Here is a 13,297-nt window from a genome sequence, read left to right on the forward strand (position 1 = left end):
TTATTTGCACTGTTTTTCCCAGAATGCCGTTGCCTGCCGGATCCAGCCGTCCGCATCGGTGTGGTGGCCCGGGCCAATGGCGTGGGGTGCGTTCTCGTACACATGGCACTCATAAACAGCCCCGCTCTCCCGGAGCTTGCGCTCCAGCAGCGGCCCCTGCTGGGAGTAGCACATGCGCTGCATATAAAGATCATTTTTGCCGTAGAAGAAATAGGTAGGGGTAAAGTTTTCGTTCACCACATCCGAAATATCGGTCCAGTAGTAACGCCAGCCAAGCACCAGCGGGTCAATGGCCAGCTGATACAGCGGCTTCACCTCAAAGAAATCGTTGATGGGGTAACCCAGCAGCAGCGCTGCAGGCTGTGGGAGGCCAAATGCCTTATAGCCGAACTTTTCGTTGTCCGAGCCGATCAGGCCCACGATGTGTCCGCCGGAAGAAAAGCCCATCAGCGCATAGTTTTCGCGCTGAACGCCAAACTGATCTGCATTTTCGGTCAGGTACTTTACGGCGTTGGCAATATCGTACAGTGGCGCATTGTCGGATGCATTCAGGAAAGAGCGGTACCGCAGCACAAAGGCCGCATAGCCCAGCTCGTGCAGCTGGTTGGCAATGGAAGCACCCTCGTTCAGCTCTGCGGTGGTGTTGCCGCCGTTGCCGGGCACCACGATGGCGTACTTTGCGTTGGCTGTTTTAGCCGGGAAATAATACAGCTGCACCATGCCCAGAGAAGAATTTTCCGCAATTTCTTCCGGGGTATACACCTGCCATGTGATCTGTACGCCCCTGTTGTAGTTTTCGATCACAAGGTTCATGCCTTCGGCGGCATCCTCGGCAGCCGCGTAGCTTACATAGCCCTCAATGGGCGTATCATCGTACTGCGTGCTGCCCTCGATCCATTCGTTGCAGTAGGTATAGTAGCCGGAGCCTTTGATGCTGGGGTTCTCCCGCAGCTCTTTCATGGTCGTCTTTGTTGTGATGTTCGGCTCGCCGTACTCTGCAGCAAATGCCGAAAGCGATACGCACGCCAGCATTCCCAGCGCGCACACCACCGTTCTGATCCACTTCATTTTGGGACATCCTCCGTTCTGCAGCGGCGTATCCTGCCGTGCTTTTCTTTGTTATGATTTATTGTATCACAAACCTTCCGCTTGTCAAAGAAATTTCTGTGCAGTACGGCGCTTGTACCGCACCGCAAATTCTGCTATACTGGAGCCGGATATTTTTTGAGAGTTGAGGGCGCGGAAAGCTATGCACTTTCTGCCGGGATCGAAATATGAGCAAAATCGAGATCCGGCCCATGGAGCCGGAAGACTGGAGCGCTGTTTCCAGAATCTATTTAGAGGGCATTGCTACAGAACATGCCACTTTTCAGACCACCTGTCCGCCGTATTCTGCGTGGGATGCTTCCCACGCAAAAGAATGCCGACTGGTACTGCTGGCCGACGGCGTGATCGCCGGGTGGACGGCGTTGCGCCGGGTGGACCCGCGCTGGTGCTACCGCGGCGTTGCCGAGGTGAGTATTTACGTGGGTGAGCAGTTCCGGGGCCATGGCCTTGGCTATCACCTGCTGACCGAGCTGTGCCATCAGGCAGAAAAGGCCGGCTACTGGACACTGCAGTCCACCGTGCTGCAGGACAACGCTGCCAGCCGCGCCCTGCACACAAAATGCGGCTTTCGCTTAGTGGGCCGCCGGGAACGCATTGCCCGCGACTGTCACGGCCGCTGGCTGGACACATTCTTAATGGAATACCGCGCTGCTGCCAATGAACCGGAAGGCTATAAAAAGCTGTAAGATACAAAAGAACTCCGCGCCCTGTGAGGTGCGGAGTTCTTTTTTGTCCATTGATAAAATGATAAAGGTAAAAACAGGCTTACCACTCTTCGCCGTCGATGTCCACGCTGCCGTCCACCACGGCCCCGGCGCGGGAACGCTGGAACATGCTTTCTACCACAGCGCAGTACTTATCGGCCAGACAGACGATGACTGCTTCGCGGCAGGTGGGCACATGACGGAAGGTCAGCGGCCACATGTGGCTTGCAATGATGCTCTGTTCCTTTCTGGTAATGCTGAACACCCGCTTTGCATTGACGCAGGCATAACCCGGATGGGAGAAGCCGTGCATCTCAAACAGGCGGCGCAGGCCGTGAAAGGTACCGGTGGTGTGCCAGTCGTACAGATAAAAATCATGCAGCAGGGCACCCACTGCCAGCGAGGTCTCGTCAGCGTGCAGATGCAGACGGCGGTTGAGCCAAAAGCTCACCAGCGCCACATTCTTGCAATGCTGGTAGGTGGTGACAGAACCGTGCTGGATGTACTCCCGCATCCGCTGCACATCCGGGTGATGATCATATTTTTCTACGATGGCATAAAGCTGTTCGCGCTCGATCTCAGAAAGCTGCATGCTGCAAAATTTCCTTTCGCTTTAAGGTGATGTTTTCAGGAGCGGAGCTGGACCGGATTGGAATTACCGAAGTTCTCTGCACTGGAAGGGTTCTCCCGCTTGAGGGAAAAATCTACCAGATACTGCTTGCCGTCGCCCAGTTCTTCCAGCTGGGCCAGTTTTGCCTTTGCGGCGGCTTCGTCCGGGTACCACTGGATCAGGAAGAAATTTTCTTCCTCTACACCGTAGTACAGCCACTGGCCGTCGGCACGCAGCCAGTCGTCCAGATGATCCACCTCTTCGCCGTCCGGCAGGCCAAGGCCTTCTTCGGCATAAAGGTTTTCCGGTTCCACCTGCAGCATTTCGATCACCTGAATAGAGCTTTGCAGGTATTCGTCCTGCGAGACCGTCTTGTCCGAAAGCTCCCATCCGGTGAGAAAAGCCTGCATCATCAGGTCGCGCACAGAGATGCGCGGCAGGGTCGGGTCCATAACCATAGGTATTTCCTTCTTCCTTTAGTTTGTCCCTGCTGACCAGTATACGTCAAAGGCTTATGCAAGTCAACAGTTTAATTGTGAATTTTTTGTAGGTTCGTTCAAATATATCCAGACTTAACAGACGGAAAAGGCAAAAGTGTCTCCCAGCCATTCCACTGCCAGTTCCACCCAGTGATGCCGGTGGCGGCTGGGCTGGTCCACCTCTGCCGTGCTGATGCTGGTACCGTGCACCCCCTTTTCAAACAGATGCGCCTCGCAGGGCACACCCGCCCGGTGCAGAGCGTTCACCAGCATCAGGGTGTTCTCCACCGGAACGGTGGCATCCTCCATGGTGGTCCATACGAACACCGGCGGCGTCTGCGGCGTGATCTTATCCTCCAGCCCGAACACCTGCTGTGCCGCCGGGTCAGTGCTGCCCGCCAGCTGCACAAAGCTGCCGCAGTGGGCATACTGCCCTGCCGTGACCACCGGATAGCCCAGAATGACCGCATTGGGCCGGGGCTGGGCCGCTTCGCCGGGAATGTCCAGCACAGCACCGGAAAGGGCCAGGTGGCCGCCCGCTGAAAAGCCGCACACGGCAATTTTTTCCGGCAGGATATGCCACTGGGCCGCGTACTGTCGCACAAGACCGATAGCCTCGGCCAGCTGGCGCAGCGGCATGTAGTCCTTTGCCTTTTCGCAGATGGCGTAGTCCAGCACAGCGGTGTGGTACCCCGCCGCCGCAAACTGCAGCGCCACCGGGTCGCCCTCGCGGGCACTCACATGGGTATAGCCGCCGCCGGGCACCACCAGCACCAATGGCCGGTCAAGCACATTCGGCATCCGCTCACAGCAATCACGCAGATAAACGGTCAGCGTCCCACCGCCGGCCAGTTCCAGCTGCTTCAGCTGCATGATATTTCCTCCTTTTACAGCATCCTTTGCGGTTCATTATAGCACAAAACGAACCATTTTTTAAACTTTTTATGAAAGCTCTTGATTTTTGCTTTTTGTCGGTGTATATTAGCACTCGAAAGTCACGAGTGCTAAGCATTCAAAAGTAATATTCTCTTCCGAGTGCTTGGTATCGAATACAGATAAAAAGAGGTTTTGCATTATGGCTAAGAAAGAATTTCAGGCTGAAAGCAAAAAGCTGATGGATATGATGATTAACTCCATCTACACCAATAAGGAAATTTTCCTGCGCGAGCTGATCTCCAACGCATCGGATGCCATCGATAAGCTCTATTATAAGAGCCTGACCGATCCTTCTGTGGGCATGAACAAGGGCGATTTCCGTATCCTCATCACCCGCGATAAGGAGAACCGCATCCTGACCATTGAGGATAACGGCATCGGCATGACCAAAGAGGAACTTGAGCAGAATCTGGGCACCATTGCTCACTCCGGTTCTCTGGATTTCAAGAAGTATAACAAGGACGAGAACATCGATATCATCGGCCAGTTTGGTGTCGGCTTCTACTCTTCCTTCATGGTAGCCGATAAAGTCACCGTCATTTCCAAGGCTTATGGCTCGGATGAAGCATGGCAGTGGGAGTCCTCCGGTGTGGACGGCTACGAAATGACCCCCGCCCAGAAGGACACTGCAGGCACCCAGATCATCCTGCACATCAAGCCGGATACTGAGACGGACCACTACGACAACTTCCTCGATGAATACGGCATCGTGGCCATCGTGAAGAAGTACAGCGACTATGTGCGCTATCCCATCCAGATGGAGCGCCAGCACGAGCGCCAGAAGCCGGAACCCGATCCCAAGCCGGAGGACTATAAGCCCGAGTGGGAGACTTACACCGAGCTGGAAACTCTGAACAGCATGGTGCCCATCTGGAAAAAGCAGAAGAGCGAAGTGACCGACGAGGAGTACGCGAACTTCTATAAGGAAAAGTTTGGTGATTATACCGACCCCGCCCGCGTCATCGTCAGCCGCACCGAGGGCACTGCAAATTATAATGCCCTGCTGTTCGTGCCCAGCCACCGTCCCTACGACTTCTACACCAAGGATTATGAAAAGGGTCTGGCCCTGTACGCATCCGGCGTGCTCATTATGGAGAAGTGCGCCGACCTGCTGCCCGATTACTTCAGCTTCGTCAAGGGCATTGTGGACAGTCAGGATCTGAGCCTGAACATCAGCCGCGAGATGCTGCAGAAGGACAACCAGCTCAAGCTGATCCACAACGCTCTGGAAAAGAAAATCAAGAACGAGCTGCACGCCATGCTGGCCAATGACCGCGAGAAGTACGAGGAATTCTGGAAAGAGTTCGGCCGTCAGATCAAGTTCGGTGCTTACTCCGACTACGGCATGCACGCCGAGCTGCTTCGCGACCTGCTGCTGTTCTGGTCCGCCAAGGAGCAGAAGATGGTCACTCTGCAGGAGTATGTGGACAAGATGCCCGCTGAGCAGAAGTATATCTACTTTGCTGCCGGTGATTCTACCGACCGTCTGGCAAAGCTACCCGCCGCTGAGCTGGTCATGGATAAGGGCTATGACGTCCTGCTGCTGACCGAGGACGTGGATGAGTTCTGCCTGCAGATCCTGCGCACCTATCCCCGCAAGGATGCCGAAGGCAAGGATAGCACCGTGGAGTTCAAGAACGTCAACAGCGGTGATCTGGGCCTTGAGACCGAGGAAGAGAAGAAGGCCGCCGAGGACGCTACCGCTGAGAACAAGAACCTGTTCGATGCCATGAAGGACGCTCTGGACGGCAAGGTGAAAGAGGTCAAGGTCTCTACCCGCCTGAAGGATCACCCTGTGTGCCTGAGTGCTGACGGCCCGCTGTCCATTGAGATGGAAAAAGTGCTGTCCAAGCAGCCCGGCAGCGAAGGCGTAAAGAGCGATAAGGTTCTGGAACTGAATGTCAACCACCCCGTGTTCGCCGTGCTGAAGGCCGCACAGGAGGCCGGTGACACCGACAAGCTCAAGAAGTACAGTGCTCTGCTGTACGCACAGGCTCAGCTGATCGAAGGCCTGCCGGTGGATGATCCCGCCGCCTACGCCGAGGCCGTCTGCAGCCTGATGAAGTAACTTTTTCCGGCAGGCAGCAGACTTACTCTCCTGCCGCTTCCACGCACATCAATATTTACCCCTTAACAAAAAGGCCGTGCTCCGCTATAATAGAGTGGAACGCGGTCTTTTTCTGTTCTTTTGCCGGACAGTCAGGATAAATTGAGAGGTTTTTGCTCATGCAGCCCAAAAAACATTATTTTGCCCACATCCCCACCATTGCCATCTTTATTGTGTTTGCCATGTCGGCACCGCTGGGCGTGCTGCTGTTCATCTTAAAAAGCATCGATGAAAACGCCGAAAAAGAGGAAAAGGCTGCTGCACAGGCGCAGGCAGACTATCGTTCCGACCTCGGCCCCGCATCTGCGCAGACGGCCCCCCAGCAGGAAAACGAGCCAGCCTACGGCCACGATGTTCCCACCAAAGAGCAGAAGGACGCTCAAAACTGGCACAAGACCATTGCCGTGATCTGCACCATTCTGGGTGCTATCTTCCTGTTTACCGGTGCGGAGGAACTGATCGACTGCCTGTTCGACTTTCCGGACTTCGACGATCTGCTCCCTGCATTGGCCACGACCATTGGCGGAGCCGGCGCACTGTGGACCGGCCTGCGCATGGACCGCACCCGCAAGCTGGAACGCCTGTTGGACAAGATCGCAGGCGACCGCGACAATATTCCGCTGGACGAGCTGTTTGCTGCCGCGGGCATCGATGCCGCAAAGGGCCGCACCGTGGTGGAAAGTGCTATTTCCCACGGTTACTTCGGTGCAGATGCTTACATTGATAACCGCACCAATACTCTGGTAGTGCGCGGCGCGGCTCCCCAGCCGCCCCGGAAACCGAAGCCTGCGCCCGCCCCAGAACCTGCACCAGCGGACCAATATACCGCAATTCTGCAACAGCTGCGGCAGGTCAACGATGCCATCCCGGACCCCGTGATGACCACCAAGATCAGCCGTCTGGAAGCGGTCAGTGCCCGCATCTTTGAGCTGGCAAAGCAGGACCCCGGCAAAAAGGCTCAGCTGCAGAAATTCATGGACTACTATCTGCCCACCGCCCTCAAGCTGCTGAACACTTACGCCAGCCTTCCTGCGCAGGATGTGCAGGGGGAAAACATCGCCGATGCCAAAAAGAACATCGAGCGCAGCATGGACCTGATGGTGACCGCCTTTGAAAATCAGCTGGACAAGCTGTTCCAGTCCGACGCACTGGACGTTTCGGCAGATGTGGCCGCGCTGGAAGGGATGCTGAACATGGACGGCCTGACCGGAAACGAGTTTACAAAATAATATTTTCGGAAACAGGGAAAAGGCCCATGAGCTTTTTCCCTGTTTTTTCAAAGCGCAAATCTCCATGTTGTGCAGGCCTCGTCCGTCCCACGCAAAACCGCGGATTTGCAGGCATTTTTGCCAATGGTTTTTCCGTTTTATATCTAATTTTATTTCAACCGTCAAATTCCACTCTGTGCGCCAATTTCAGTCTTTTTGCAACTTTTCATCCAGATGCAACAATAACACATGGTTTTTTCTGTCCGGATTTTATATGATAAGGACAGAAGTGTGCAGAGCATCCTGTATGCGGCTCTGCACTGCAGTTCCAACCCGCTCAAAAGGAGGATTATCCTATGATGAAATCTGTTTCCGCATGGAAGCAGGAGCTTTCCAGCGGCGCTCACGCTGCCCGGCTGGCAGCACTTTACTGCTGTGCGCCCGAAGAAACTCCTGCACAGGCTGCCCGCTACGAAGCTGTTCTGAATGGTCTGGATGCCACCTTTGGCCCCCATGCTGAAGCTGGCCTTTACAGTGCCCCCGGCCGCACCGAGATCGGCGGCAACCACACCGACCACCAGCATGGCCGCGTGCTGGCCGGCAGCGTGAATATTGATATGATCGCTGCCGCCGCGCCCAACACCCTGAACCAGCTGCGCGTGCAGAGCGAAGGCTACGACCTGTGTGTGATCGGCCTTGATGACCTTGCTGCCCGCAAGGAAGAGGAAAACACTACCCTCTCTCTGTTGCGCGGCGAATGCGAAGCCTTCCGTCAGCGCGGCGCAAAGCTGGCCGGTCTGGATGTGTACATTTCCTCCAACGTGCCCAAGGGCAGCGGCGTTTCTTCCTCCGCCGCCTTTGAAGTGCTGATCGGCGTGATCCTGAATGACTGCTTCATGACCGATAAAGTCTCCCCCATCGAGATCGCGCAGATCGGCCAGTGGGCAGAGAACGTCTACTTTGGCAAGCCCTGCGGCCTGATGGATCAGATGGCTTCCAGCGTTGGCAACATTATTACCATTGATTTTGCGGACCCTGCCCACCCGGATGTGGAGCCGGTGGCCGTGGATTTCTCCAAGGCAGGCCTTGCCCTGTGCATTCTGGATTCCTGCGCAGATCATGCCGACCTGACCGACGAATATGCCGCTGTGCCCGCCGAGTGCCGCGCTGTGGCTGCTGTGTGCGGCGGCGAAGTGCTGCGGGATGTGCCGTTCGAGACCTTCCTTGCAAAGCTTCCGGAGTGCCGCAAGCAGTGCGGCGACCGTGCTGTGCTGCGCGCCTTCCATATCTATGCCGATAACGACCGTGTGGCAAAACAGGTAGCTGCCCTGCGCGAGGGCGATTTTGACACTTTCCTGCGTCTGGTCAACGAGTCCGGCCACAGCAGCTGGGAATACCTGCAGAACGTGATCCCCGCCGGTTACAAGGAGCATCAGGAGATGGGCGTGACCATTGCAGCTGCCAAGCATTATCTGAACGGCAAGGGCGCTGTGCGCGTGCATGGCGGCGGCTTTGCCGGTACGGCTCAGGCCTTTGTGCCGGTGGAAATGCTGGCCGACTTCAAGGCCCACATGGAAGCCATCCTTGGTGAGGGCCGCTGCCATGTGCTGAGCATCCGCCCGGAAGGAGGCGCAGTGCTGTGATCTCTACCGCCATTCAGCAGCTCGTGAATTACGGGCTGGACACCGGCCTTATCCTGCCCGATGATGAAATTTACATCCGCAACCAGCTGCTTATGACCATGCAGCTGGACGACTTTACCGCGCCGGAGGGCGAGGTGTGCTATACCGATCTGGAAAGCATCCTCAAAACGCTGGTAGATGATGCCGTTGCCCGCGGTGTGTGCGAGGACAACTCCACCGCCCGCGACCTGTTCGACACAAAGCTCATGGGCGTATTGACCCCGCGGCCCAGCATCGTGCGCGCCAATTTCGAGGAGCGCTACGAAAGCGAAGGCCCTCAGGCCGCGACCGACTGGTTCTATAAATTCAGTCAGGACACCGATTATATCCGCCGCTACCGCATCAAGCGCGACCTGAAATGGGTCACCAAGACCCCCTACGGCGATCTGGATATCACCATCAACCTCTCGAAGCCCGAAAAAGACCCTAAGGCCATTGCCGCCGCCAAACTGGCTCCCCAGAGCGCCTACCCCAAGTGCCAGCTCTGCGCCGAGAACGAAGGCTATGCAGGCCGCATGAACCATCCCGCCCGCGAGAATCACCGCATCATCCCTCTCACCATCAATGACAGCGCTTGGAACCTGCAGTACAGCCCCTATGTCTACTACAACGAGCACTGCATCGTGTTCAACAACCAGCACACTCCCATGAAGATCGAGCGTGCTACCTTCCGCAAGCTGCTGGATTTCGTGGGCCTGTTCCCCCACTATTTCGTGGGCAGCAACGCCGACCTGCCCATCGTGGGCGGCAGCATTCTCAGCCACGACCATTTCCAGGGCGGCCACTATGAATTCGCTATGGCAAAGGCTCCCGTCGAGAAGAAGTGGGTCTTCCCCGGTTTTGAGGATGTGGATGCCGGTATCGTGCACTGGCCCATGAGCTGCATCCGCCTGACCAGCGAGGATGATGCCCGTCTTGTGGAGCTGGCCGATAAAATTCTGACCGCATGGCGCGGCTACTCGGACGAAAAATGCTTCATCTTTGCCGAGACCGACGGCGAGCCACATAACACCATCACCCCCATTGCCCGGATGCGGGACGGCAAGTATCAGCTGGATCTGGTGCTGCGCAACAACATCACCACCCCGGAGCATCCGCTGGGCGTGTTCCATCCTCATGCAAAGCTGCATCACATCAAAAAAGAAAACATCGGCCTGATCGAGGTCATGGGCCTTGCCGTGCTGCCCAGCCGCCTGAAAAAGGAGCTGTTTGAGCTGGCCGATGCACTGGTGGCCCGCACCCCGGTGAGCCAGTACCCGGAAGAACTGCAGAAGCACGCCGAGTGGGCCGAGGATATTCTTGCCCGCCACCCGGAACTGAACGGCGACACCGTGCACCTCATCCTGCAGGACGAGGTGGGCCATGTGTTCGCTCAGGTCTTGGCCGATGCCGGTGTCTATAAAATGGACGAGGCTGGCCGCGCAGGCTTTGTGCGGTTCCTTGCAAGCGTGCAATAATCTATTAAAAACGCTCTCCCCCTTTCCCCCGCCGGTATGCCTTGCCGACGGGGGATTTTTGTTGTTCAGTGGAGGTCCCAAGCCGTTTTCAGTCCCGTAACACAGCACAAAAAAGCCGCCTTTCGTGCCAATTAGCACAAAAAGCGGCTTTTTATCGTCTTATTTCAGGAGCAAAGGGCCTTGCGGAAGGTTATTCCGGCAGATCCTCTTCGTTCTCCAGGCTGTGCCAGACGTTCTGGACATCATCATTGTCTTCCAGCGCATCCAGCAGCTTGCCCATCAGCTTCAGCTGGTCGGGGTCGGTCAGGCGGGTGGTGGTCATGGGCACCATGGCCAGATCGTCGGAGAGGATCTCGTAGCCCTTCTCCTCCATGGCCTTGACCACAGCAGAGTAGTTCTCGGGATCAGTGGTGATCTCGGCTGCATCCTCGCTGGCATCGAAGTCCTCGGCACCAGCATCCAGAGCATCCATCATAGCCTCGTCGGCATCCTTATCTTCCAGAGAGATGTCAATGACACCCTTCTGGCTGAACAGGAAGCCCACGCAGCCCATAGCACCCAGATTGCCGCCGTTCTTGTCGAAGTAGTGGCGCAGGTCGGCAGCGGTACGGTTGCGGTTGTCGGTCAGGGTCTCCACCATGACAGCAACGCCGCCGGGGCCGTAGCCTTCGTAGGTGATTGCTTCGTACTCGGTCTTATCGCCGCCCTCGGCCTTCTTGATGATGCGCTGGATGTTATCGTTGGGCACGCTCATGCGCTTTGCCTTGGCGATCAGGTCAGCCAGCTTGCTGTTGGAAGCAGGGTTCGGGCCGCCGGTACGCACGGCAACGCTGATCTCGCGGCCGATCTTGGTAAAGACCTTTGCCTTTGCGCCATCGGTCTTTTCCTTCTTGCGCTTAATATTGTTCCATTTGCTATGTCCAGACATGGGAAAGAGCCTCCTGTATATTCTCAAATCTCCGCCTGCGGGCAGACGGGCTGTGGTCGCCCGCATTGTGGCAGCACACAAAATCTAACTCTATTATTGTAGCACAACCGGGCAGAGCGTTCAAGCCTTATCCGCCCGGTTTTCAGCATTCTGCGCGGAAAAATGCGCTTTTTCTGCCCGTTCACAGCAGCCGCAGCGCCTTGGGATAATGGTTTTTCACCCGCCCGCCGGACACCTTGCCGCCGCCCAGCGGCCAGCCGTCCACCGTCACGCAGCACCAGCCGTCAGCAGCGATGCGGGCTTCCACCTCACGGCCGGAAAGATACTCCACGCAGCGCGGGTCATCAAGAGTGAGTTCTTCGCGGTTTACACACTGTGCGCCAAATGCCGTGAACAGATGGTGCTCCGGCACAAAGCGGCCTTTCTGCACGCTGCCCACAAATACGCCCGCCCGCAGCACATGCAGGTTCGTCTGCGGGAACGGCACCGGCAGCAGCACACCGCCGCCGTGCACCACAGCCGGGCGGTCTGCCAGCGCCGGGAAATACTGCCCGGCAAACGCGTGCCATGCTGCAAGGCTCTGGGCAGGACTTGTCTCCCCTGCCTGTGCTTCGCGGCTGCGCTTTTCACCCTGCACCGCTTCCCGGCAGGCACGGACATTCTCGCGGCGGGATGCACGGGCATCCGCAGCCTTGGCAGGCTTGCCGCCCTTCCCCTTGGCCTTTTTGCCCGCAGTTTCCGCTGCTGCCAGCCAGAGCTGTTCTTCGGCAGTGTACTCGCCCTCTGCGGGCAGAACGCGCGGAGTGCCAGCTTTGACGAGCCGGGCCATAAAGTGGCCCTCGCCGCCCTGACAGGGCCAGATACGGCGCACCTTGCTCACATCCAGCGGCAGACCGCCGGTGCGGTTGGCTTCGCCCTCACTGCCAAAGGTGTAGTCCACATTGCCAAGCGCATCCGCAAGGGTGAACTCCGGGTGGCGCTGCAGGAATGCCGCCACCTGTCCCTCGTCCTCCTCAGGTGCAAAGGTGCAGGTGGAATACACCAGCTGCCCGCCCGGGGCCAGCACAGCGGCTGCACAGTCCAGAATTTCTGCACCCAGCTCAGCACACTGCTTCACCAGCGCTTCACAGTGCTGCTGACGGGCCACCGGCTCCTTGCGGAACATTCCCTCGCCGGAACAGGGCGCGTCCACCAGCACCCGGTCAAAAAATTCCGGCAGCGCATCCGCAATGCGGGCAGGTGCTTCGTTCAGCACCACTGCATTGGGCACGCCCATGCGTTCCAGATTGCTTTTCAGGATATCCGCACGAGCTGCAACGTATTCGTTGCTCACCAGCACACCCCGGCCCTGCAGCGCCGCCGCCAGCTGGCTGCTTTTGCCGCCGGGCGCGGCGCACATGTCCAGCACACGCATCCCGGGCTGCACGCCCAGCAGCGGTGCCGCCGAGGACGCAGACGGCTCCTGCGAGTAGAACGCGCCCGCATGGTGGTACGGATGCCGCCCGGGCCGGAATTTCAAATCATCCGGCTGATGCACCACGAATGCCGCCTTGCAAAAGGGCGATGCTTCCAGTGGGAAATCGGCTTTTGCGGCAAACTGCTCCGGTGAGCTGCGCAGGGCCGACACCGTTACGCCGCGCTCCGCCGTTTCCTGCGGGGCTGCATACAGGACATCGAACCGGTCTCCCAGCAGAGCGCGCTCCCGCTGTTCAAAATATTCCATGGGCATTCTGCATTCCTCCTGTGGGATGTATAAAGCCGCCGTCTGCGGCCAAACTAGGTCTTGTGAGGGGCACACCGCCCCGCACGGAAAACCGAAAGGAGATCATTCACTATGGCAACCGAAAACCGCAGCAATAACTGCAAGAATCAGACCTCGAACCGCACGTCCAACCAGACCACTAACAGCGCCACCAACGAGCACAAGCACCCCAACCAGTACACCAAGGGTGCCGACGATGAGAGCGCCAAGAACTCCACGAGCAACCGTTCCAGCAACGCCAAAAACAGCCGCTAACGCTGCCCTTCGCGCCTGATGGACCATGGGCGCGAACCTCTGATCTTTCTCAAATCGCAAAG

12 protein-coding genes are annotated in these 13,297 nt (G+C 57.3%); 6 read left to right on the plus strand and 6 right to left on the minus strand.

The window, feature by feature from the left end; all coding sequences use genetic code 11:
• Positions 1 to 1,068, minus strand: coding sequence for an alpha/beta hydrolase (locus DXA66_RS00045; RefSeq protein ID WP_243088998.1), 1,068 nt, complete (start codon positions 1,066 to 1,068; stop codon positions 1 to 3).
• A gap of 206 nt (positions 1,069 to 1,274) precedes the next feature.
• Here DXA66_RS00045 and DXA66_RS00050 point away from each other — a divergent pair, with 206 nt between their 5' ends.
• Positions 1,275 to 1,793: a GNAT family N-acetyltransferase gene (locus tag DXA66_RS00050; protein WP_005945939.1), complete on the plus strand. Its 519-nt coding sequence runs from the start codon at positions 1,275 to 1,277 to the stop codon at positions 1,791 to 1,793.
• 79 nt (positions 1,794 to 1,872) lie between these two features.
• Here DXA66_RS00050 and DXA66_RS00055 read toward each other — a convergent pair whose 3' ends face one another.
• The 3 genes from DXA66_RS00055 to DXA66_RS00065 all read right to left on the minus strand — a co-directional run bounded on the left by DXA66_RS00055 (position 1,873) and on the right by DXA66_RS00065 (position 3,773).
• Entirely contained in the window at positions 1,873 to 2,403 is a 531-nt protein-coding gene (locus tag DXA66_RS00055; RefSeq protein ID WP_044954220.1) for an HD domain-containing protein, read from the minus strand.
• 35 nt (positions 2,404 to 2,438) lie between these two features.
• Positions 2,439 to 2,879, minus strand: coding sequence for a hypothetical protein (locus tag DXA66_RS00060; protein WP_005945935.1), 441 nt, complete (start codon positions 2,877 to 2,879; stop codon positions 2,439 to 2,441).
• A 114-nt stretch (positions 2,880 to 2,993) separates the two neighbouring features.
• Positions 2,994 to 3,773 (minus strand): alpha/beta hydrolase, encoded by a 780-nt coding sequence (locus DXA66_RS00065; protein WP_118526003.1) that lies wholly within the window; start codon positions 3,771 to 3,773, stop codon positions 2,994 to 2,996.
• 202 nt (positions 3,774 to 3,975) lie between these two features.
• Between DXA66_RS00065 and htpG the strand changes: the two genes are divergently transcribed.
• The 4 genes from htpG to galT all read left to right on the plus strand — a co-directional run bounded on the left by htpG (position 3,976) and on the right by galT (position 10,290).
• The gene (gene htpG, locus DXA66_RS00070) at positions 3,976 to 5,904 is read left to right on the plus strand and encodes a molecular chaperone HtpG (RefSeq protein ID WP_118526005.1); all 1,929 of its coding nucleotides are present in this window, start codon (positions 3,976 to 3,978) and stop codon (positions 5,902 to 5,904) included.
• Between the two features lie 158 nt (positions 5,905 to 6,062).
• On the plus strand, positions 6,063 to 7,172 hold the full coding sequence (locus tag DXA66_RS00075) for a 5-bromo-4-chloroindolyl phosphate hydrolysis family protein (protein WP_118526007.1): 1,110 nt from the start codon (positions 6,063 to 6,065) through the stop codon (positions 7,170 to 7,172).
• A gap of 335 nt (positions 7,173 to 7,507) precedes the next feature.
• A complete protein-coding gene (locus tag DXA66_RS00080; protein WP_097777636.1) occupies positions 7,508 to 8,794 on the plus strand; it encodes a galactokinase family protein in 1,287 nt (428 codons plus the stop codon).
• On the plus strand, positions 8,791 to 10,290 hold the full coding sequence (gene galT, locus DXA66_RS00085) for a UDP-glucose--hexose-1-phosphate uridylyltransferase (protein WP_097775378.1): 1,500 nt from the start codon (positions 8,791 to 8,793) through the stop codon (positions 10,288 to 10,290). Before DXA66_RS00080 ends, galT begins: the two co-directional genes overlap by 4 nt.
• A gap of 190 nt (positions 10,291 to 10,480) precedes the next feature.
• Here the strand turns inward: galT and DXA66_RS00090 are convergent, their stop codons facing one another.
• Entirely contained in the window at positions 10,481 to 11,218 is a 738-nt protein-coding gene (locus DXA66_RS00090; protein WP_044954219.1) for a YebC/PmpR family DNA-binding transcriptional regulator, read from the minus strand.
• 181 nt (positions 11,219 to 11,399) lie between these two features.
• The gene (locus tag DXA66_RS00095; protein ID WP_118526009.1) at positions 11,400 to 12,947 is read right to left on the minus strand and encodes an RsmB/NOP family class I SAM-dependent RNA methyltransferase; all 1,548 of its coding nucleotides are present in this window, start codon (positions 12,945 to 12,947) and stop codon (positions 11,400 to 11,402) included.
• 105 nt (positions 12,948 to 13,052) lie between these two features.
• Between DXA66_RS00095 and DXA66_RS00100 the strand changes: the two genes are divergently transcribed.
• Positions 13,053 to 13,235: a hypothetical protein gene (locus tag DXA66_RS00100; protein ID WP_097777633.1), complete on the plus strand. Its 183-nt coding sequence runs from the start codon at positions 13,053 to 13,055 to the stop codon at positions 13,233 to 13,235.
• Positions 13,236 to 13,297: the final 62 nt, after the last annotated feature.

Origin of the sequence: Faecalibacterium sp. OF03-6AC, from assembly GCF_003478175.1 — a bacterium.
GTDB lineage: Bacteria > Bacillota > Clostridia > Oscillospirales > Ruminococcaceae > Faecalibacterium > Faecalibacterium taiwanense.